Annotated in this window: 14 protein-coding genes, 15 tRNA genes, 2 rRNA genes and 2 pseudogenes; all 33 read left to right on the forward strand. The window is 48.3% G+C overall.

Annotation, left to right across the window (positions count from 1 at the left end):
• The first annotated feature begins 12 nt into the window (after nt 1-12).
• Nucleotides 13-1470, forward strand: a complete 1458-nt coding sequence (gatA, locus tag ASL14_RS17290) for an Asp-tRNA(Asn)/Glu-tRNA(Gln) amidotransferase subunit GatA (protein ID WP_134912723.1) — start codon at nt 13-15, stop codon at nt 1468-1470.
• A 25-nt stretch (nt 1471-1495) separates the two neighbouring features.
• Nucleotides 1496-2941 carry an Asp-tRNA(Asn)/Glu-tRNA(Gln) amidotransferase subunit GatB gene (gene gatB, locus ASL14_RS17295; RefSeq protein WP_134912725.1) on the forward strand — a complete coding sequence of 482 codons (1446 nt, stop codon included), beginning with the start codon at nt 1496-1498 and terminating at the stop codon, nt 2939-2941.
• Nucleotides 2942-3102: 161 nt separating this feature from the next.
• Nucleotides 3103-3564 carry a GNAT family N-acetyltransferase gene (locus tag ASL14_RS17300; protein WP_134912727.1) on the forward strand — a complete coding sequence of 154 codons (462 nt, stop codon included), beginning with the start codon at nt 3103-3105 and terminating at the stop codon, nt 3562-3564.
• Between the two features lie 62 nt (nt 3565-3626).
• On the forward strand, nt 3627-4340 hold the full coding sequence (locus tag ASL14_RS17305) for an MgtC/SapB family protein (protein WP_134912729.1): 714 nt from the start codon (nt 3627-3629) through the stop codon (nt 4338-4340).
• A gap of 82 nt (nt 4341-4422) precedes the next feature.
• Nucleotides 4423-5076, forward strand: coding sequence for a hypothetical protein (locus tag ASL14_RS17310; protein WP_134912731.1), 654 nt, complete (start codon nt 4423-4425; stop codon nt 5074-5076).
• A 7-nt stretch (nt 5077-5083) separates the two neighbouring features.
• On the forward strand, nt 5084-6487 hold the full coding sequence (locus ASL14_RS17315; RefSeq protein WP_134912733.1) for a DUF4097 family beta strand repeat-containing protein: 1404 nt from the start codon (nt 5084-5086) through the stop codon (nt 6485-6487).
• Nucleotides 6488-6596: 109 nt separating this feature from the next.
• Nucleotides 6597-7043 (forward strand): peroxide-responsive transcriptional repressor PerR, encoded by a 447-nt coding sequence (perR, locus tag ASL14_RS17320; RefSeq protein ID WP_134912735.1) that lies wholly within the window; start codon nt 6597-6599, stop codon nt 7041-7043.
• Nucleotides 7044-7208: 165 nt separating this feature from the next.
• Nucleotides 7209-8927: a glycosyl hydrolase family 18 protein gene (locus ASL14_RS17325; RefSeq protein WP_134912737.1), complete on the forward strand. Its 1719-nt coding sequence runs from the start codon at nt 7209-7211 to the stop codon at nt 8925-8927.
• A gap of 107 nt (nt 8928-9034) precedes the next feature.
• Entirely contained in the window at nt 9035-9913 is an 879-nt protein-coding gene (locus ASL14_RS17330; protein ID WP_223264017.1) for a nucleotidyltransferase-like protein, read from the forward strand.
• Between the two features lie 507 nt (nt 9914-10420).
• Nucleotides 10421-11978 (forward strand): 16S ribosomal RNA (locus ASL14_RS17335).
• A 354-nt stretch (nt 11979-12332) separates the two neighbouring features.
• A 23S ribosomal RNA gene (locus ASL14_RS17340) occupies nt 12333-15258 on the forward strand.
• The 16S and 23S rRNA genes sit together here with 15 tRNA genes alongside, the layout of an rRNA operon.
• Before the next feature lie 68 nt (nt 15259-15326).
• A tRNA-Asn gene (locus ASL14_RS17345) sits at nt 15327-15402 on the forward strand.
• 3 nt (nt 15403-15405) lie between these two features.
• Nucleotides 15406-15497 (forward strand) — tRNA-Ser (locus ASL14_RS17350).
• 17 nt (nt 15498-15514) lie between these two features.
• Nucleotides 15515-15586: transfer RNA gene (locus tag ASL14_RS17355), tRNA-Glu, on the forward strand.
• 69 nt (nt 15587-15655) lie between these two features.
• A tRNA-Val gene (locus tag ASL14_RS17360) sits at nt 15656-15731 on the forward strand.
• Between the two features lie 27 nt (nt 15732-15758).
• Nucleotides 15759-15832: transfer RNA gene (locus ASL14_RS17365), tRNA-Met, on the forward strand.
• Nucleotides 15833-15857: 25 nt separating this feature from the next.
• A tRNA-Asp gene (locus tag ASL14_RS17370) sits at nt 15858-15934 on the forward strand.
• Nucleotides 15935-15973: 39 nt separating this feature from the next.
• Nucleotides 15974-16046 (forward strand) — tRNA-Phe (locus ASL14_RS17375).
• 22 nt (nt 16047-16068) lie between these two features.
• A tRNA-Thr gene (locus tag ASL14_RS17380) sits at nt 16069-16144 on the forward strand.
• 5 nt (nt 16145-16149) lie between these two features.
• Nucleotides 16150-16235, forward strand: a tRNA-Tyr gene (locus tag ASL14_RS17385).
• 7 nt (nt 16236-16242) lie between these two features.
• A tRNA-Trp gene (locus tag ASL14_RS17390) sits at nt 16243-16316 on the forward strand.
• A gap of 18 nt (nt 16317-16334) precedes the next feature.
• A tRNA-His gene (locus ASL14_RS17395) sits at nt 16335-16407 on the forward strand.
• A 12-nt stretch (nt 16408-16419) separates the two neighbouring features.
• Nucleotides 16420-16494: transfer RNA gene (locus tag ASL14_RS17400), tRNA-Gln, on the forward strand.
• Between the two features lie 7 nt (nt 16495-16501).
• Nucleotides 16502-16573: transfer RNA gene (locus tag ASL14_RS17405), tRNA-Gly, on the forward strand.
• Nucleotides 16574-16585: 12 nt separating this feature from the next.
• Nucleotides 16586-16659, forward strand: a tRNA-Cys gene (locus tag ASL14_RS17410).
• Between the two features lie 11 nt (nt 16660-16670).
• Nucleotides 16671-16749 (forward strand) — tRNA-Leu (locus ASL14_RS17415).
• Between the two features lie 153 nt (nt 16750-16902).
• Nucleotides 16903-17091 (forward strand): annotated as a pseudogene (locus ASL14_RS17420) (TetR/AcrR family transcriptional regulator); the annotation flags it as partial.
• Between the two features lie 22 nt (nt 17092-17113).
• Nucleotides 17114-17863: pseudogene (locus ASL14_RS17425) on the forward strand (MFS transporter); the annotation flags it as partial.
• A 130-nt stretch (nt 17864-17993) separates the two neighbouring features.
• Complete coding sequence (locus ASL14_RS17430; RefSeq protein ID WP_025686559.1) at nt 17994-18305, forward strand: LiaF transmembrane domain-containing protein; 312 nt, start codon at nt 17994-17996, stop codon at nt 18303-18305.
• Nucleotides 18306-18391: 86 nt separating this feature from the next.
• Nucleotides 18392-19060 (forward strand): PspA/IM30 family protein, encoded by a 669-nt coding sequence (locus ASL14_RS17435; RefSeq protein ID WP_134912741.1) that lies wholly within the window; start codon nt 18392-18394, stop codon nt 19058-19060.
• A gap of 7 nt (nt 19061-19067) precedes the next feature.
• Nucleotides 19068-19556 (forward strand): PspC domain-containing protein, encoded by a 489-nt coding sequence (locus tag ASL14_RS17440; RefSeq protein ID WP_134912743.1) that lies wholly within the window; start codon nt 19068-19070, stop codon nt 19554-19556.
• Nucleotides 19556-20260 (forward strand): PspA/IM30 family protein, encoded by a 705-nt coding sequence (locus ASL14_RS17445; RefSeq protein ID WP_025686556.1) that lies wholly within the window; start codon nt 19556-19558, stop codon nt 20258-20260. Before ASL14_RS17440 ends, ASL14_RS17445 begins: the two co-directional genes overlap by 1 nt.
• A 151-nt stretch (nt 20261-20411) precedes the next feature.
• The gene (liaF, locus tag ASL14_RS17450; RefSeq protein ID WP_134912745.1) at nt 20412-21059 is read left to right on the forward strand and encodes a cell wall-active antibiotics response protein LiaF; all 648 of its coding nucleotides are present in this window, start codon (nt 20412-20414) and stop codon (nt 21057-21059) included.
• Nucleotide 21060: the final 1 nt, after the last annotated feature.

Below are 21060 nucleotides of genomic sequence, written 5' to 3' on the forward strand. Positions count from 1 at the left end.
GGAGGATGCAAATTGAGCTTGTTTGATAACACATTGCCGGAAATACATAACAAGCTGCATCAAAAGGAAATTTCCGTGAGTGACCTGGTAGGACACGCTCTGGAGACGATTGGTGCGCGGGAAGACAAGATCAGGGCCTATATTACGGTTGACGAGGAGCAGGCACGTGCATCCGCACGTCAGCTTGATGATCATCTGATCTCGGGAGAGGAACGCGGGCTGCTGTTTGGCCTGCCGGTCGGCATTAAGGATAACATCGTGACAGAAGGGCTGCGTACAACATGCGGCAGTCAGTTTTTGAAGAATTTTGATCCCGTGTACGATGCAACGGTTGTCGGCAAATTGCGTGCGGCGCAAACCGTAACATTGGGCAAAATGAACATGGACGAATTCGCGATGGGCGGCTCTAACGAGAATTCCAGCTTCTTCCCGGCACGAAATCCTTGGGATCTGGAACGCGTTCCCGGAGGCTCCAGCGGCGGCTCGGCGGCGGCTGTAGCAGCGGGCGAGGCTTATTTTACCCTCGGCTCCGATACAGGCGGCTCCATTCGCCAGCCCGCTTCTTATTGCGGCGTAGTCGGCTTGAAGCCAACATATGGTCTGGTATCACGTTTTGGTTTGGTAGCCTTTGCTTCTTCTTTGGACCAAATTGGACCGATTACGAAGAATGTTCAGGATTCGGCGTACGTACTGCAAGCCATTGCAGGCTATGATCACAAGGACTCCACTTCTGCGAAGGTAGACATTCCTGATTACTTGAATGCTTTGACCGGAGATGTAAAAGGACTTCGTATTGCTGTACCCAAGGAGTATCTGGGTGAGGGCGTCGATCCACAGGTCAAGGAAAAGGTGCTGGACGCGCTGAAAACGCTGGAAGGACTGGGCGCGGTATGGGAAGAGGTCTCTCTTCCACACACTGAATATGCGGTAGCCACATACTATCTGCTGGCTTCATCCGAAGCATCGTCCAATCTGGCCCGTTTTGACGGTGTACGCTATGGCGTACGTGCAGACAATCCGGACAACCTGCTGGATCTGTACCATCAGTCCCGCACGCAGGGCTTTGGCCCCGAGGTGAAGCGCCGGATTATGCTGGGCACCTATGCGCTGAGTTCCGGGTACTATGATGCTTACTACCTGAAAGCACAAAAAGTACGTACACTGATCAAACAGGATTTTGATCGTGTGTTTGAACAATATGATGTCATTATCGGACCTACTGCGCCGACAACAGCTTTTAAAATCGGTTCGCAAGTGGATGATCCATTAACGATGTATTTGAACGATATTTTGACGATTCCGGTGAGTTTGGCTGGAGTGCCGGCCATCAGCATCCCTTGTGGCCTTGCGGATGGATTGCCGGTTGGACTGCAAATTATCGGAAAAGCCTTTGACGAGTCTTCCGTGCTGCGTGTAGCACATGCCTTTGAACAAAATACCGAATTTCACAAGCAGCGTCCGCAACTGTAATTTGCCGAAAAGGAGGGAACCATTTATGTCTACAACTACATCTAAATATGAGACGGTCATCGGACTGGAAGTCCATGTGGAACTGCATACGAAGTCTAAAATATTTTGCGGATGCTCGACATCCTTCGGAGCACCGCCAAACTCGCATACATGTCCTATTTGTCTTGGGCATCCGGGGGTACTGCCGGTATTAAACCGTCAAGCCGTTGATTATGCGATGAAAGCGGCGATGGCGCTTAATTGCATGATTGCTGATGTGAGCAAGTTTGACCGCAAAAACTATTTTTACCCTGATTCACCCAAGGCTTACCAAATTTCGCAATACGATCAGCCGATCGGCGAGCATGGCTGGATTGATATTGAAGTGAACGGCGAGACTAAGCGTATCGGCATTACCCGACTGCATCTGGAAGAGGACGCAGGTAAATTAACACATGTCGATGGCGGCTATGCGTCTTTGGTTGATTTTAACCGTGTCGGTACACCGTTGGTCGAGATCGTTTCGGAACCGGAAATATCTTCACCGGAAGAAGCCAAGGCCTACTTGGAAAAAATACGTGCGATTATGCAGTATTGTGACGTATCCGATGTGAAGATGGAGGAAGGCTCGCTTCGCTGCGACGCGAACATCAGCCTTCGTCCGCATGGACAGAAAGAGCTGGGTACTAAAGCAGAGCTAAAAAACATGAACTCCTTCCGCGGCGTACAGCGCGGATTGGAATATGAGCAGTTCCGCCAGGAACAAACGCTGGAGGAAGGCGGAACGATTGTACAGGAGACACGCCGTTGGGATGAGGCCCAAGGTAAAACTCTGTCTATGCGCGGTAAGGAACAGGCGCATGACTATCGTTATTTCCCGGACCCGGATCTCGTTACGCTGCATATTGATGCAGAATGGAAAGAACGCATCCGTACTTCGATTCCTGAACTGCCTGACCAGCGTAAAGCACGCTACACCTCGGAATATGGATTGCCTGAGTATGACGCACAGGTCATTACGTCTTCCAAGCCACTGGCCGATTTGTTCGAGGATAGTCTTCAATACACGAAGGATGCCAAAGCAGTATCCAACTGGATTATGGGGGATTTGCTCGGCTATTTAAATAGTGCCGGTGTGGAGCTGTCGCAGGTTAAACTGACAGGTCAAGGCTTGGGTGAAATGATCGGACTGCTGGAGAAGGGGACGATCAATAGTAAAATCGCCAAAACGGTCTTCAAGGAAATGCTGGAGAGTGATAAACTGCCGCAGCAAATTGTTGAAGAAAAAGGGCTTGTGCAAATCAGCGACGAGGGCGCGATCCTGACGATCGTCGAACAGGTAGTAGCGGCTAACCCGCAATCGGTTGAGGATTACAAAGCTGGCAAGCAGAAGGCCATTGGCTTCCTGGTTGGTCAAGTGATGAAGGAGAGCAAGGGCAAAGCAAACCCTGGCCTCGCCAACAAGCTGCTGACGGAAGTGCTAAACCGCTAATGGCATAGATTTGAAAGGGGCTTGTCTTATAGGGACAGGCCCCTTTTTGTATAGGCTCTGATGAGAACTGCTGTACAGAGTTTGGAAGCGCACTGACATGTTACGAGTTTTTCTATAGAAAACAGCAGCATAGCTGCCCTAAATAAAAGGAGGGATACAGCATGATTAGCATATGTTCACTGGAAGACGATGAAATGGTCAGCCAGATATGGCGTCTTCAGCACACCGCCTACAGGCTGGAGGCCGAGCGAATCGGTTTTGATGAAATACCACCCCTTTTGGATACGTTTGATACGCTGCGAAGCTGCGGAGAGACATTCTATGGCTGGATTGAGGACGGCGACCTGTTAGGGGCGCTGGCAGTGCAGTCTGAGTCACCCGATTCACTCACTCTTACACGTATGATGGTTCATCCGGATCATTTTCGCAAAGGGATTGCCGACGCCTTAATGAAGCATGCTTTGAACGAATATCATCATATACCGCTGTTCATCGTATCTACAGGAACTTTAAATGCTCCTGCGGTGGCCCTTTATCGAAAACACGGCTTTCGCCCCGTATCGGCGGCAGAGGTGGCTCCGGGCGTGGAATTAACCACATACCACCTGCATAACGTGAAATAGTCTTAGCAAAAACTGCATCCCCGGAGAGGGAAGCACGATATACACCGGGAGGGGGAGCTTGATTGGATAACCCGTGGATTATAAACGATTCACATATCATTTTACGGCTTTTGCTATCCATGCTCCTGGGTGGATTTATTGGTTTTGAGCGCGAACGTTCCAATCATGCTGCAGGTTTGAGGACTCATATTATGGTTAGTCTCGGTTCGACGCTGATTATGCTGCTCTCCATTTACGGATTTGCCGACTTTATCAAAGAGGCCAATGTACGTATAGATCCAGCGCGTTTGGCTACGGCGGTAATTACTGGAGTAGGATTTTTGGGCGCAGGAACAATTATGTTTACAGGCAAATCCATTACAGGCTTAACGACTGCTGCTTCCATCTGGGTTGTAGCAGCTATTGGTCTCGGGGTCGGAGCGGGCTTTTATTTTCCATCTATAGCGGCGACTGTACTTGTATTTTTGAATTTATGGGTGTTTAACAAAGTTGAATTGCGGTATATGCGTGGACGACAAGGTCATCTTATAACACTATACGGATTGTCATCCCATAGATTGCTGGAGCAAATTTCGACTTATTTAGAGCAAGAAAAAGTGGAAATACGTAAAATAGTGATTAAAGAGCATGAGAATGTCCCTTTTCACGAACTGCATCCAAATCGGCAGAGCATGGAGGTTTCCTTGGAAGTGCTGGCTCGCCGCGATTTTAATCCAGTGCGTATTGCAGCCGATCTTCGACAGTGGGAGGATGTAGCGGCAGTTTCCGTGGAATGAGGGTTTACCACATTTTTTCCAGTTACTCTTGAATCCGATTGGGGTACTATCTAACCATTGGAGCATTTGCTGGGGATCACGCATGGAATTCAAAGGGGAGGATGGCATGAACTCGGAACAACCGTTACTGTCTGGAGAGGGGCAACAGTCACTGGAGCTGGAGCAGCGGGAACACTCCAAACAGGGTAAACGTTTTAAATACGCTAAATTTCGCAAAGTGATTGCCATTATCATGGCAGCATTGTTACCCGGCCTGGGTCATCTTTTTTTAGGGCTATTCATTAGAGGGCTTACATTTATCGTATTGCTTCTGTTAGATATTTTTGCGATGCTGTATGTCGCTTCTGACGGCTTGAGAATTAACATTCCGTTGCTTATTTTGCTCGGTTTGTTCATTCCTGTTTTATATTTTTATAATGTATATGACGTGTTACAATCAGCGGATTATATGGTCCGCTATCGCCGTAAGCCGGATCGTTATGCACAGATGGACGCACGAGGGCAGCAGAGCAGCCCATTTTATGTCTGGGAGAGAGGTTTATCTTTTGCCGTGCTGCTCGTGGCGGGTGGCGGACTTATGATTCTGTTTCGTATGAAACCACGCTGGCTGGGCAACTTTTTCGAGGACTATGGCTTTTTGACGTTAGCTATTTTATTAATGCTGATCGGACTATTAGTCTTCTTGCGAGAAGTCGGCTTGTCGGTCAAACGTAAAAAGGTAAAGGAAAGAGGGTGAAGCTGGCGTGCACCGCAAAATAAGAGTCGGGCGCTACACCTCTTCGCTTCTGTTGATGGCTGTAGGCGTTCTGCTTATCTTGGATGTTGTCCAACATACCGAATATATGCTTCAGCTCCTTGTATGGTGGCCCGTTATCTTTGTGCTGTGGGGACTGGAGTATCTGATTTTTTTTGGCGTGTACTACCGCAAGGAGGGCAGGCCCGACAACGGACGACGTTTCAGACCTGATCTGAAGGGAATTGTCTCCGCATTGGTCGTGGCCGCCGCTGTTTTTATCGTGACCCAGCAAAATCATTATATGTATCTGTGGAACAGGGTTAGTTTGAATCTGACCGCGGCGTCCATGGATTTTAGTCAGGCGAAAGGAAACCGATATGATATGGGCGGCGTACTGGTGCCTGTAACGATGCAGACGTCCGATTTGGTAGTTGATTCGGTCAATGGCGATGTAACGCTGATCAGACGTCCTGTGTCCAATGTAGAGGTACGTGCGACCCTGTGGGTGGATCAAGCGCCTGCTGCCGAAGCGGACAAGATTGCTCAAGCTTCCTCGCTGACTTCTACTGACGGCAAGACTATTCAGATTCGTCCAGAGGTGCAGTCATACGGAGCATCGAGCAGACGTCAGCCCCGTACGAACATGCTAATTACAGTGCCGGAGGATCGACGATTTAATATGCAGATCAGAACCTCCAACGGGGATATTACCCTCAACGGAGTAGATGCCATCGACAGCATTCGGCTGGAGAGCGGGAACGGGAATTTGACGGTTAATGATGCTATCGGCAATGTCAAAGGAGTCACCTTGAACGGTCGGATCAAATTGCATCGTATCACCGGAGATGTAGATATGCGAACCAATCGCGGTGATATGCAGGCAGGGGATATTGAAGGAACGGTTGCGCTACGCACGATGGTAGGCGACATTCAGCTTGCCCGCACGGAAGGTGATATTACGGTTGATACCCAAAATGGTGACATGAACGTTCTGAATCCCACAGCCAAGCTGAATGCAAATTCGCTCAATGGCGGGATCAAGGTGCATAGCGAGCAGGTAGGTGGAGATTGGAAAATATACAGTGCTGTTGGTGACATTGCGTTGGAACTTCCGTCGAATGGTGACTTTCAGTTGGAGGGGTCCAGCAGTTACGGCAACCTTCGATCAGACTTCCCTTTTAAAATAGATAGTAAAAGTATCTCAGGCCAAAATGGGACAAGTAAGTACTCGATCAACGTGGAAGGCAACAGTAATTTATCGATCAAGAAGCTACTTCTGCCATCGTTGCCTGGCTTGGACGAGTCGGCAGGGACGAATGTGCCTAATGCGTCAGAAACGCCTGCGGCTCCATCTGAATCTCCCGCTACCGGAGCCTCTAACGGGTCATCCAGCGATAATGCGGTGCGTTGACAAGAAACTTGAATTGACCGTACAATGTGAATAGACGTACAACGTGAATAGAATGTAAAATAGTTGTAATAAAGCAAATCGTAAGTAAGGGATAAGGCGGTGGACATATATGGCAGCTCGCGTCCAGCATGCTTTGGAACTTCTAAAGAAGACAGGTGTACGCATAACACCCCAGCGCCATGCCATATTAAACTATTTGATGGAATCTATGGGACATCCGACCGCTGATGAAATATATCGTGCGCTCGAATCCAAGTTTCCAAGCATGAGTGTGGCTACGGTTTATAATAACTTAAAGATGTTTATAGAAGCGGGTATGGTGCATGAGTTGACCTATGGAGATAACGCCAGTCGTTATGATGCCAATGTTTCGGAGCACTATCACATCATTTGCGAAAAATGCGGAAAGATTGAAGATTTCAGTTATCCGTATTTGGCTGATGTGGAACACCATGCCTCGTTAGAGACAGGTTTCGAAGTGCATGGACATCGTATGGAGTTATACGGAGTGTGCAAAGCTTGCATGAACAAGGAAATTCAGCTAAATAAGGAATAGAAGTTTTTCGGTGCGGTATGTATATATTGTAATGGGTTGGAAACGTGAGAAATTCCCCACAAGCGGGGATTTACCGCGTTTTTTTGTTTAAATAACTTGTCTGTCAGCAACCAGTTCAGTTTACGTTATCCTGTAATTCAAAGTTCCGACAATGGAGGTTGAATATTGGCTAGAAATCATTCCAGACGCCGCCGTAAACGTTCACGTTTCAAAGGGGCTACAAGCTTGCTGTTGTTCGCAGCGATCATCTGCGCAATTACTGTCGTATGGTTCGGTAATCCACTGCATGAAAAACCCGATTGGCAAGGCAGTGTCCGTCCCATTTTTATTCAGGGAAAGCTGACCGGGTATGAAGCTCAAAACTCCGGCAAGAACATGCTGGTACCACTCAAATTTGTGCAAAGTAAAATCGATCCAGCGATTCGTTATGAGGATGACAGCCAAAGTGTCATTTTGGCTACGAGGCAAAATTTGCTGCAAATGACCGTTTCCAAGCCGCAGGGGGAATTGAATGGAACATCATATACGCTCAGCGCAGCTCCCCAGATTATTAGTGGATCGGTTTATATACCTATGCAAGCTGTCCGTGAAGTATATGGTGTATCTATTCATGAAGACACAGTGACGGGTGCAGTCATCCTGATGAAAGCCGGAGAGAAAGTCAAACAGGGGAACGTGGAGAAGAAGGATGGACGACAGGATGCCAAAATTGCTTTGCGTAAAGAAGCCTCCAGCCTGTCTTTTATTTTGACGGATATACCTCAACAAACGAAGGTGCGCATTTGGTCCAAACAGGCTGATTGGTATTTTGTTCAACTGGATAACGGCTACGCTGGATATGTGCAGGCGGCCAACATCTCTGAAGGAGAGGAGCTTGCGGTCGCCCCGGCTAAAGATACTCCATCTATCTCGGAGAAGCACTGGGAGGGAAGACCTGTGAACCTCGCCTGGGAGGCCGTTTACAACCGTAAACCTGATCCTTCCAAATTTGACCCTATGCCTGGAGTGAATGTGGTGAGTCCCACTTGGTTCAGTGTCATAGATAATGAGGGCACCGTACAAAGCAAAGCCGACCCTGCCTATATCAGTTGGGCGCATCGCAAGGGGATGGAAGTATGGGGCTTGTTGAGCAACAGCTTTAACCCTGAATTAACGACGGAGGCATTGTCTACCTTTAAACGACGAAAATCAATTATAGATCAGATGATTACACTTGCCGAGAAAAATGGTCTAGACGGTATCAATATTGATTTTGAAAATGTTCATACGAAGGATGGACCCAATGTTACCCAGTTTTTGCGGGAGCTTAAGCCGATGGCACGTGAACATGATTTGATATTGTCTATTGATGTGACACCTAAATCTCAAAGTGAGATGTGGTCTGCTTTTCTGGATCGAAAATCATTGGGGTCGATTACGGATTATCTCATGGTTATGGCCTATGATGAGCATTGGGCTGCCAGTCCGAAGGCTGGTTCTGTCGCTTCACTGCCATGGGTGGAAGCATCAATCAAGCGAATCATTCAGGAGGATGAAGTACCGCCTCAAAAGGTTGTCTTGGGCATTCCGTTATACACTCGTGTATGGTCTGAAACACCTAAAGGAGACACCGTCAAAGTTAGCTCCAAGTCGCTTGGTATGGAATCAACAGCGGGGATTATCGAGAAATTTAAGCTGAAGCCTAAATTCAGAGGCTCGGAAGGCCAGAATTATGTCGAGTATACTGAAGACGGTATTGTCAAAAAGATTTGGCTGGAGGATCGTGTGTCTCTGGAAGCGAGGGTGCAACTTGCCAAGTCATTGAAGCTCGGGGGAATCGGTGTATGGAACCGAACCTTTGCAGATCAGACCGCCTGGAATACGCTAAAAGAAATAAGTGAATAAAACTTAAAATTTGTAGAATTGAAGAAGGAAGTTTCTTTTCTATGTAGAAATGTTCACATATATCCAAATTTAGCGGTAGTAGCCGCCTTACAGGTATGGAGGGTGAAGTGCAGCTAACCAAATTAAGCTTGATGTATGATGAATTGTTGCAGGAAGATTCGATCGGCATTATTTCGTATAGAAAGCCGGGCGAATATTTTCATGGAGCCATGCTGTACGATTTTGATGAACTCATTCTAATTATTGGAGAAGGCCGGAAGCCAGCCCGTGCCATTCAGCATTTACTGATTAATGGATTAAGATGCCAGGTGTTGTACGCAACACTCAGTTGTCTGAAAGGCTGGATTATCGCCGGTGAACATGCCAACATAATAGATTATTTACTGGAAGGTCGTATTCTGTGGGAACGGGACGAGAGAGTCAGTCTGTTAAGGCGGGAAATCATCGAATTCAACGACCCGTTACGGGAGCAAAAGCAATTTCATGAGTTCGCCCGTTTTCTGGTTAATTACGTTCATGGTAAAAGAGCAGTGCGAGAAGGTCGGATTATTGACGCAACCCAAAGTATTTTGAAGGCGTTGGATCATTGGGCATCCATTGAGCTTATTAAACGGGGAATTTATCCGACGGTTCACTTGTGGGTTCAGATACAGCCGTTGGATCGAACGATCTACAAGCTGTACAACGAACTCACGTTAAGTACGGAAACCCTTGAGCAGCGGGTTGAGCTTGTGTTGCTTGCTTGCGAATTTTCAGTGATGTCTAAAATGGAGGAGTGCTCAGCACCACTATTCCGCATATTAGGCAGCAGACGGGAACCTTGGTCCATAGATGAGCTTATTAATCATCCTGAGCTAAAAAATCTCCAACTGGATCTTACCGTAGTACTACGTAAGCTGGTATACCGCTCACTGATCAGGGAATCGGTTGGCGGGAATCTCAGGGATCATGGACACCATAGTGAAATACGTTATTCCCTTATTTAATTGATACATCGAATCAGCGGGAGGAAAGTCCGTTAAACGGATCTTCTTCCTTTTTTTATGGGTAATGGAGTCACATTGACGCTCAAAACATAAAAATTGTCGTTAAAGGTTGACGAGTTTATAAAAGATATGCTAAGTTATAACTCGCCCCATTAAGCGGCATGAATAATTTAGACCTGTTTACAGCAGGATAAGTATGTTGCAAACAAGCATGAAAATAAATTTTAAAAAAATGCTTGACGTAAAATGAGGTTATGTGTTACATTATTTAAGTCGCCGCTGAAACGCGGTGGTGAAACGAAGCAAGGCAAAAGCAAGATATCATGTAGGTTTGATCTTTGAAAACTGAACAACGAGTGAGTAAATGATTTTGTTCGCAAAATCAGCCACGAAGATTTCGTTGCATACCGCAAGGTTGTATGAAATCGGAGTGTAAAAGAGATATTTTATCTCGTCAGTTTCAAAATGAGCGAATCGCTCTTTCTATATACCAACTTCGGTTGGTCTTTAATGGAGAGTTTGATCCTGGCTCAGGACGAACGCTGGCGGCGTGCCTAATACATGCAAGTCGAGCGGGGTTGTTGTGGAAGCTTGCTTCTACAACAACCTAGCGGCGGACGGGTGAGTAACACGTAGGCAACCTGCCTATCAGACTGGGATAACTACCGGAAACGGTAGCTAATACCGGATACATCCTTTCCCTGCATGGGGAGGGGAGGAAAGACGGAGCAATCTGTCACTGATGGATGGGCCTGCGGCGCATTAGCTAGTTGGTGGGGTAATGGCCTACCAAGGCGACGATGCGTAGCCGACCTGAGAGGGTGATCGGCCACACTGGGACTGAGACACGGCCCAGACTCCTACGGGAGGCAGCAGTAGGGAATCTTCCGCAATGGGCGAAAGCCTGACGGAGCAACGCCGCGTGAGTGATGAAGGTTTTCGGATCGTAAAGCTCTGTTGCCAGGGAAGAACGTCTTGTAGAGTAACTGCTACAAGAGTGACGGTACCTGAGAAGAAAGCCCCGGCTAACTACGTGCCAGCAGCCGCGGTAATACGTAGGGGGCAAGCGTTGTCCGGAATTATTGGGCGTAAAGCGCGCGCAGGCGGCTCTTTAAGTCTGGTGTTTAATCCCGAGGCTCAACTTCGGGTCGCACTGGAAACTGGGGAGCTTGAGTGCAGAAGAGGAGAGTGGAATTCCACGTGTAGCGGTGAAATGCGTAGATATGTGGAGGAACACCAGTGGCGAAGGCGACTCTCTGGGCTGTAACTGACGCTGAGGCGCGAAAGCGTGGGGAGCAAACAGGATTAGATACCCTGGTAGTCCACGCCGTAAACGATGAATGCTAGGTGTTAGGGGTTTCGATACCCTTGGTGCCGAAGTTAACACATTAAGCATTCCGCCTGGGGAGTACGGTCGCAAGACTGAAACTCAAAGGAATTGACGGGGACCCGCACAAGCAGTGGAGTATGTGGTTTAATTCGAAGCAACGCGAAGAACCTTACCAGGTCTTGACATCCCCCTGATCGGTCTAGAGATAGACCTTTCCTTCGGGACAGGGGAGACAGGTGGTGCATGGTTGTCGTCAGCTCGTGTCGTGAGATGTTGGGTTAAGTCCCGCAACGAGCGCAACCCTTATGCTTAGTTGCCAGCAGGTCAAGCTGGGCACTCTAAGCAGACTGCCGGTGACAAACCGGAGGAAGGTGGGGATGACGTCAAATCATCATGCCCCTTATGACCTGGGCTACACACGTACTACAATGGCCGGTACAACGGGAAGCGAAAGAGCGATCTGGAGCGAATCCTAGAAAAGCCGGTCTCAGTTCGGATTGCAGGCTGCAACTCGCCTGCATGAAGTCGGAATTGCTAGTAATCGCGGATCAGCATGCCGCGGTGAATACGTTCCCGGGTCTTGTACACACCGCCCGTCACACCACGAGAGTTTACAACACCCGAAGTCGGTGGGGTAACCCGCAAGGGAGCCAGCCGCCGAAGGTGGGGTAGATGATTGGGGTGAAGTCGTAACAAGGTAGCCGTATCGGAAGGTGCGGCTGGATCACCTCCTTTCTATGGAGAATCGTTTCCTGCAACGGAAACATTCAAATATGAAGCGTAAGCTTCAAAAAAACTACTCACTCGTTGCTCAGTTTTGAGAGTTCAATCTCTCACATAGCGTTTCCAACATATACTTGTATTCAAGTGTTGAGGAATTTGATATGATATTCATCCGGCCTTAAAAACCGGAAAAGTGCACCTTGAAAACTGGATACCGAAACGAAATTGCGTTTTAGAATATTCCTTTACGCTGATCTTGTGTAAACAAGTGAAATAAAGGTAGCAGGTAAGGAAAGATCTTTTGCCTTTGGCAAACATCATTCTTTATCGAACATCGATATTTTCTTTCTTTGAAAGAAAAGTCTAGGTTAAGCTACAAAGAGCACACGGAGGATGCCTAGGCGCCAGGAGCCGACGAAGGACGTGGCGAACAACGATAAAGCCTCGGGGAGCTGTAAGCAAGCTTTGATCCGGGGATGTCCGAATGGGGAAACCCGGCTGTCTTCATCGACAGTCACTTTCTGCTGAATACATAGGCAGAACAGAGGCATACCAGGGGAACTGAAACATCTAAGTACCCTGAGGAAGAGAAAACAATAGTGATTCCGTCAGTAGCGGCGAGCGAACGCGGATTAGCCCAAACCAAGGAGCTTGCTCCTTGGGGTTGTGGGACGTCTCACATGGAGTTACAAAGGAACCGGTTAGATGAAGAGGTCTGGAAAGGCCCGCCAGAGAAGGTAAAAGCCCTGTAATTCAAAACCTGTTCCCTCCGAGACGGATCCCGAGTAGTGCGGGGCACGTGAAACCCCGTATGAATCCGGCAGGACCATCTGCCAAGGCTAAATACTCCCTGGCGACCGATAGTGAAGCAGTACCGTGAGGGAAAGGTGAAAAGCACCCCGGAAGGGGAGTGAAATAGATCCTGAAACCGTGTGCTTACAAGAAGTCAGAGCCCTATGTATGGGTGATGGCGTGCCTTTTGTAGAATGAACCGGCGAGTTACGTTCCCGTGCAAGGTTAAGGTGAAGAGCTGAAGCCGCAGCGAAAGCGAGTCTGAATAGGGCGAATGAGTACGTGGACGTAGACCCGAAACCGGGTGATCTACCCCTGTCCAGGGTGAAGGTGCGGTAACACGCACTGGAGGCCCGAACCCACGCATGTTGAAAAATGCGGGGATGAGGTGGGGGTAGCGGAGAAATTCCAATCGAACCCGGAGATAGCTGGTTCTCCCCGAAATAGCTTTAGGGCTAGCCTCGGAAAAGAGAGTCGTGGAGGTAGAGCACTGATTGGGTGCGGGGCCCGCAAGGGTTACCAAGCTCAGTCAAACTCCGAATGCCATAGACTTAGTTCCGGGAGTCAGACAGTGAGTGCTAAGATCCATTGTCGAAAGGGAAACAGCCCAGACCATCAGCTAAGGTCCCCAAGTGTGTGTTAAGTGGGAAAGGATGTGGAGTTGCACAGACAACCAGGATGTTGGCTTAGAAGCAGCCACCATTGAAAGAGTGCGTAATAGCTCACTGGTCGAGTGACTCTGCGCCGAAAATGTAACGGGGCTAAACACGCCACCGAAGCTATGGCTTGATACTTAGGTATCAGGGGTAGGGGAGCGTTGAATGCGGGTTGAAGGTGTACCGTAAGGAGCGCTGGACTGCATTCAAGTGAGAATGCCGGTATGAGTAACGAAAAGATCTGTGAGAATCAGATCCGCCGAAAGCCTAAGGGTTCCTGAGGAAGGTTCGTCCGCTCAGGGTAAGTCGGGACCTAAGGCGAGGCCGATAGGCGTAGTCGAAGGACAACAGGTCGAAATTCCTGTACCACCGTAATCCGTTATGAGCGATGGGGTGACGCAGTAGGGTAGTGACGCGGACTGATGGATGTCCGTCTAAGCAGTGAGGCTGGTGTGTAGGCAAATCCGCACATCGTAAGGCTGGGCTGTGATGGGGAGCGAAAATTACAGTAGCGAAGGTCATGATCTCAGACTGCCAAGAAAAGCCTCTAGCCAGGAGAAGGTGCCCGTACCGCAAACCGACACAGGTAGGCGAGAAGAGAATTCTAAGGCGCGCGGAAGAACTCTCGTTAAGGAACTCGGCAAAATGACCCCGTAACTTCGGGAGAAGGGGTGCCTCGGTAGGGTGAATAGCCGAGGGGGCCGCAGTGAAAAGGCCCAAGCGACTGTTTAGCAAAAACACAGGTCTGTGCGAAGCCGCAAGGCGAAGTATACGGGCTGACGCCTGCCCGGTGCTGGAAGGTTAAGGGGAGTGGTAAGTCCTTCGGGCGAAGCTATGAACCGAAGCCCCAGTAAACGGCGGCCGTAACTATAACGGTCCTAAGGTAGCGAAATTCCTTGTCAGGTAAATTCTGACCCGCACGAATGGCGTAACGACTTGGGCGCTGTCTCAACGAGAGATCCGGTGAAATTTTAATACCTGTGAAGATGCAGGTTACCCGCGACAAGACGGAAAGACCCCATGGAGCTTTACTGCAGCTTGATATTGAATTTGGGTACGATCTGTACAGGATAGGTGGGAGCCTAAGAGACTTGAGCGCCAGCTTGAGAGGAGGCATCCTTGGGATACCACCCTGATCGTATCTAGGTTCTAACTTGGTACCGTAATCCGGTGCGAGGACAGTGTCAGGTGGGCAGTTTGACTGGGGCGGTCGCCTCCTAAAGAGTAACGGAGGCGCCCAAGGTTCCCTCAGAATGGTTGGAAATCATTCGAAGAGTGCAAAGGCAGAAGGGAGCTTGACTGCGAGACCTACAAGTCGAGCAGGGACGAAAGTCGGGCTTAGTGATCCGGTGGTACCGCATGGAAGGGCCATCGCTCAACGGATAAAAGCTACCCTGGGGATAACAGGCTTATCTCCCCCAAGAGTCCACATCGACGGGGAGGTTTGGCACCTCGATGTCGGCTCATCGCATCCTGGGGCTGAAGTAGGTCCCAAGGGTTGGGCTGTTCGCCCATTAAAGCGGTACGCGAGCTGGGTTCAGAACGTCGTGAGACAGTTCGGTCCCTATCTGTCGTGGGCGTAGGAAATTTGAGAGGAGCTGTCCTTAGTACGAGAGGACCGGGATGGACGTACCGCTGGTGTACCAGTTGTTCCGCCAGGAGCACCGCTGGGTAGCTATGTACGGAAGGGATAAGCGCTGAAAGCATCTAAGCGTGAAGCCCCCCTCAAGATGAGATTTCCCAATTAGTAAGACCCCTTGAAGACGACGAGGTAGATAGGTTGGGGGTGGAAGTGCAGTAATGCATGGAGCTGACCAATACTAATCGGTCGAGGGCTTATCCTAAAGAATAAAATGCAATGGAGTTTCGGATCCAGTTTTCAGGGTGTAACCTTGAAACAAATGTTTGTTATTCCCTGATAGCTCAGTTGGTAGAGCACTCGACTGTTAATCGAGTTGTCACAGGTTCGAGTCCTGTTCGGGGAGCCATATGGAGAGGTGTCCGAGTTGGCCGAAGGAGCACGATTGGAAATCGTGTAGGCGCCAAAAGCGTCTCGAGGGTTCGAATCCCTCTCTCTCCGCCAGATATTATTTATTGTGTGGCCCGTTGGTCAAGCGGTTAAGACACCTCCCTTTCACGGAGGTAACAGGGGTTCGATTCCCCTACGGGTCATTAACTATTCTATAAAAGAGCTTGAAATAAAAAGCTTGTAATGGTATAATATGTGAAGTGTTGCGTTGTGGAGGCTTAGCTCAGCTGGGAGAGCATCTGCCTTACAAGCAGAGGGTCGGGGGTTCGAGCCCCTCAGCCTCCACCACTTGGAAAATTGAATACTTATTATTGTCGCGGGGTGGAGCAGTTCGGTAGCTCGTCGGGCTCATAACCCGAAGGTCACAGGTTCAAATCCTGTCCCCGCAATTAATTTCCCTTAGGAAATACCCTTGGAACTGTGGTGTAGAGGCCTAACATGCCTGCCTGTCACGCAGGAGATCGCGGGTTCGAATCCCGTCAGTTCCGCCATTTTAGTAATATAATATTTGTCGAAGAGTCTTAGAATAGGGCTCGGTAGCTCAGTCGGTAGAGCAGAGGACTGAAAATCCTCGTGTCGGCGGTTCGATTCCGTCCCGAGCCACTTTTAATTAAATAATTTATGTGCCGGTGTAGCTCAACTGGTAGAGCAACTGACTTGTAATCAGTAGGTTGGGGGTTCAAGTCCTCTCGCCGGCACCATTTTTGGAGGATTAGCGAAGTGGCCAAACGCATCAGACTGTAAATCTGCTCCCTTACGGGTTCGGTGGTTCGAATCCATCATCCTCCACCAGTTTTATAGGGGCATAGTTTAAAGGTAGAACAACGGTCTCCAAAACCGTTGGTGTGGGTTCAATTCCTGCTGCCCCTGCCAAATTTTTTTGTCTTTGCGGCGATCGTGGCGAAGTGGTTAACGCACCGGACTGTGACTCCGGCATTCGTGGGTTCAAGCCCCATCGGTCGCCCTTTACCTTTAATGGGGATTAGCCAAGCGGTAAGGCAACGGACTTTGACTCCGTCATGCATAGGTTCAAATCCTATATCCCCAGCCATCTTAATGCGGACGTGGCTCAGCGGTAGAGCATCGCCTTGCCAAGGCGAGGGTCGCGGGTTCGATTCCCGTCGTCCGCTTCGTTATACTTTGGCGCCATAGCCAAGTGGTAAGGCAAAGCTCTGCAAAAGCTTTATCCCCAGTTCGAGTCTGGGTGGCGCCTCCATAATTATATATGCCGGCGTGGCGGAATGGCAGACGCGCTCGACTCAAAATCGAGTGGGAAACCGTGGAGGTTCGAGTCCTCTCGCCGGTATACCAAAAGAGTTATGAAATTGCTGATATCAGTAATTTCATAACTCTTTTTTTTTAGATTTTAATCATAATGCTGGCTGCAATTTTTAATACATACTTGGAATATAAAAACTGTCCATATAGTTTATTAGGTGCATAGGAAGTGGGGATGAGTATGCAGGAGAGAATCTTGGAAGCTTTTTTAGAGGAAGCGCGTGAGAGTGGTCTGAAATTTACAATGGATGATCTTGCGAAAAGGCTGGCTATCAGCAAGCGTACTTTATATGAAAATTTTTCGTCCGAGACACTCATTTTAGAAACGCTCATTGAACGTACAAGCGACGATATGATTAGAAAAACCGAGTGAATTATCAGTAACGATCATCTATGGAATACGCATTCCCTTCTTTGCAGCCGCAGGAGCCGCGGGAATAGCTGCTATCTTCTCCCTGTTAGTGCTGCCTGAATCCGTAAGCAAGGAAAAGAAACAGTACAATAGAGAGCTTCCACGTCAGAAGGAAAACCTTTTGCAGCAATTTGTCAAGCCATATCAATCTCCTTTTTTCATGGGTTTACTCATTGTATTTGTCGTTGCTTTTGGCTTAGCTAACTTTGAAACGGTATTTGGACTGTTTGTTGACCATAAATATGGTTTTACACCGATGGATATTGCCATCATTATAACGACAGGCTCCATTCTGAGGGCAGTTGTCCAAGCGACTATATTTGGCTGGATTATTAATCGTTTTGGCGAGAAAAAGATCATTCATATCTGTCTGGCTGTTGCGGGATTATTCATTTTTCTGACACTGTTTGCCGAACATTATGCCATGATTATGTTGACGACCTTCATCATTTTCCTGGCCATGGACATCCTTCGTCCGGCTGTAAGCACATCCTTGTCACGGCAGGCCGGGGATGAGCAGGGGTTTGTGGCTGGAATGAATTCATCTCATACAAGTTTGGGTAATGTGATCGGACCACTGATTGCAGGACTGCTGTTTGATGTTCATATTAACTTGCCTTATATGGTTGCAGCTATAGTGTTACTGGCTTGTCTCGTCCTTTCACTACGCTCCAAGCAAGCGGGTGAGCAACACCCAACAGCCCGTGCGGCAGAACAACATAGAGGGTGATAGCCGCAGGTCTGTATGCACCCCCGACTTAGGTCTAGGTTCAAAAACCGTCTGGGGTCCGTTTTGGAGAACTCCAGATCAGCGTACAATAAGGACATAAGCAAGACACAGTGAAAGGCGGTGAGAGATGATGAGAGTTAACAAAGGGAATGGGTTGGCTATTGTACTGATTGTATTGGGTTCGATTATGCTGCTCGGTAAGTTTACTCCGTTTTTCGGTCACTTTGTAGGACACTTGATCGGTTACTTAATCCCGATAGCGATGATCATGTTAGGTTACTACGGTGTGAAAAGAGGAAATGTGGTCTTCGGATGGATCGTACTTGTAATTGGCGTACTCGTTTTACTCGGCAAACTGTCCTGGCTTTTGGGGCCACTGCTGGCAATCGGGTTAATCATATTCGGTGTTTCACTACTGAGTGACCGCAGAAGACGTTATTAAGATTGATGGACTTGCGGGTGAATGTGAATTACAGAAACGAAAGTATGAAGATATGAAAATACGAAATGTGAAAGGAGCAGAAGCAAATGAGTGTTTTTCGTAGAATGCGTGATATTACCGTAGCGACCTTTAATGAGCATTTGGAACAAAGTCAAGATCCGATACAACTGATTGACCAGTTCTTGTATAACACCCGCAAGGATATTGCAGAAGCGGAAAAGCTTCATCAGCAATACGCAGTGCACACAAGACAGATGAAGCAACAGCTGGATCACGCAGTGTCCATGCAGATTAAACGGGAGGAACAGGCGCTGCTGGCTTTAAAGGCTGATGAAGAGCATGTTGCGAAGCTGGCCCTCCAGGAGAAAATGTTGTATGCGGAAAAAGAAGAACAGTACAGAGAACTGTGGGAGCAGAGCCGTGAATCGTTGTGTGAGCTGGAGCAACAGCTGGATACCTTAAAAACGGAATATCAAACGGTAAACAGCAAGCGTCAGTATTATGCGGCACGTGTACAAACGTTGAGACTCCAGCAGCAGATGAACGAACGGGCAGGTACATACGGTGGACGAAATGTTCCCCGAATGTTCAACCGCTTGGAAGACCGGGTAGCTGATATGGAAGCAGAAACGCTGAGCCTACGTGATTTGCGGCGGGGAGAAGGCAGTCAGCTGGATGCCCAAGGCGGTGGATCGCTGCTCGAACAAGAGTGGGCGAGACTGAAAAGTAAGCTGAACAACAGCGGGAAGGAGTAAGTTGATTATGACCCGAATTTACCGATCAAACCGGGATAGAGTATTAACAGGTGTATGCGGCGGTCTTTCTGATGCAACAGGGATGGACTCAACGTGGATTCGTATTCTGGTTGTGATCAGTTTCTTTATTACAGCAGGAACCACGTTTATGATTTATGTGATTGCGGCATTGGTTATCTCCAAGGAGCCGAGATCTCCTTATGATGGAGGATTTGGTCCCAACAGCGGGCCTTACAACCAACAGGACTCACGCTATTATGGCGGGAACAGCACCGGATCGCAATACGGACCGGGTACTGGCTACAATCAAGGTGGAGCATACGGTAATACGAGCCAATCTTTTGGTCAAGATGCCCGCCATTCCTCCAAATTTAACACAGGTCCTAACAGTGATCTGGATTCCATGATGGAAGATATCGAGAAAAAAGCAATGAAAAAAGAGTTGGCAGAGTTACGCAAAAAAGTAGAGCAATTCGAGAAGGGAGATCGTAAATAATGGGAATCTTTAAAAGAATGAAGGATATGACAAGAGCATCGGTGAATGAAGTGCTGGATAAAGTGGAAGACCCGATTATTATGCTGAACCAATATCTGCGCGATATGGAGGCGGAAATTCACGAGGCCGAAGTAACGGTAGCCAAGCAAATGGCAAATGAACGTCGCATGAAACAGCGCTTGGAGGAAGCAGTACGAGTATCTAATGAGCGTGAACAACAAGCAGAATCCGCGTTGCGGAACGGCCAGGAGGAAGTAGCACGTAAGCTGCTGGGCGAAAAGATTTATTTTGCACAAAAGCAGGATGAGTACCGTGATCTGCACACTCAAGCCGAGCTTCAAGCCAAAGAACTGGTACAACAGCTTCACGATATGAAGGATGAATTCTACAAAATGCGCAACAAGCGCAATGAGTTGGTATCCCGTGCTCAAATGGCGAAGGCGAAAAAGCAATTATCGCAGATCAACAGTCTGCATACCATTGAAAGCGGTTCTGCTTCGCTAGGCTTCCACCGGATGGAAGAAAAAATTATGCAATTGGAAGCAGAAGCTGACGTGCTGCGTGCCCCTTACCGTCAAGCTCCGGGGGAAGCTTATGTCAACCCGGCTGAGGCTGAAAAACAGTTCAAAGTGGATGAGCAGCTTCAACAGCTCAAATCCAAAATTCAAACGGGTGCTAAACCAGTAGATATCAAGAAGGACTGACTACTCGAAAATAAGACATTATGATATGCTGTATGGAATGGACACTGGTCAATGATCGTGCTCAATCTGTATGGTTCGGGAAAGCCATATGGCCGAAATATCGCGCCACTATGGCTTTTCATTCCTGTATAAACAAAAAGGGGGGTGCAGCATGGAGAGAAGAAAATCAGCCTTGGCACTGGCAGGGATCGCCATCGGAGTTATCATTTTATTCGGTCAGTGGATTGGATTCCTCTCCGTGGTTGCACTGATCCTGATGTTGACTGGAATATATAAGATTCGCAATTCCAAGATTAAAAAGGGTTACACGATGCTCGCGATTGGGGCCGGACTGTTGGTGCTGGATCATTTGTTTCTGTTTGTGGTAGTTACACTGGCATCATTAGCTGTATTCTATTCACGTTCAAGAAAGCTGCATAAGGGCCAAAGCTCGATATTTAAGCACAATTTCATATCCAATCATAAATGGGATGAAGTTCCGTGGAGCTTGCGGAGCACGAGTATATGGCATGTGGTTGGGGATGTGGACGCAGATCTAACGCTGGCCATTCTGGAAGAACGTGAACCGGTTGTATTTTTGCAGGGGATCTTCGGTGATATTGATATCACGCTGCCGGATAATTACGGTGTAGAGGTGGAGATCTTCGTATTGTTTGGGCAGATTCACTTTGACCGGGATCATGAGGCGGGTATGCTCAATCGTTTGGTTGTGAGGTCTCCTAATTATGCGGAGAGTGAATATAAGGTGAAGTTTGTCGTTTCGTACTTGGCGGGCGATGTCCGTTTCCGATTTTATTGAA

Source organism: Paenibacillus sp. IHB B 3084 (assembly GCF_001447315.1).
In the GTDB taxonomy this organism is placed as follows: Bacteria; Bacillota; Bacilli; order Paenibacillales; family Paenibacillaceae; genus Paenibacillus.

Coding starts and splice junctions, on each gene's coding strand:
- gatB (WP_134912725.1), top strand. CDS start 1,496: ATGTCTACAACTACATCTAAATATGAGACGGTCATCGGACTGGAAGTC.
- liaF (WP_134912745.1), top strand. CDS start 20,412: ATGGAGAGAAGAAAATCAGCCTTGGCACTGGCAGGGATCGCCATCGGA.
- perR (WP_134912735.1), top strand. CDS start 6,597: ATGGCAGCTCGCGTCCAGCATGCTTTGGAACTTCTAAAGAAGACAGGT.
- ASL14_RS17300 (WP_134912727.1), top strand. CDS start 3,103: ATGATTAGCATATGTTCACTGGAAGACGATGAAATGGTCAGCCAGATA.
- ASL14_RS17310 (WP_134912731.1), top strand. CDS start 4,423: ATGGAATTCAAAGGGGAGGATGGCATGAACTCGGAACAACCGTTACTG.
- ASL14_RS17445 (WP_025686556.1), top strand. CDS start 19,556: ATGGGAATCTTTAAAAGAATGAAGGATATGACAAGAGCATCGGTGAAT.
- ASL14_RS17435 (WP_134912741.1), top strand. CDS start 18,392: ATGAGTGTTTTTCGTAGAATGCGTGATATTACCGTAGCGACCTTTAAT.
- ASL14_RS17440 (WP_134912743.1), top strand. CDS start 19,068: ATGACCCGAATTTACCGATCAAACCGGGATAGAGTATTAACAGGTGTA.
- ASL14_RS17430 (WP_025686559.1), top strand. CDS start 17,994: ATGAGAGTTAACAAAGGGAATGGGTTGGCTATTGTACTGATTGTATTG.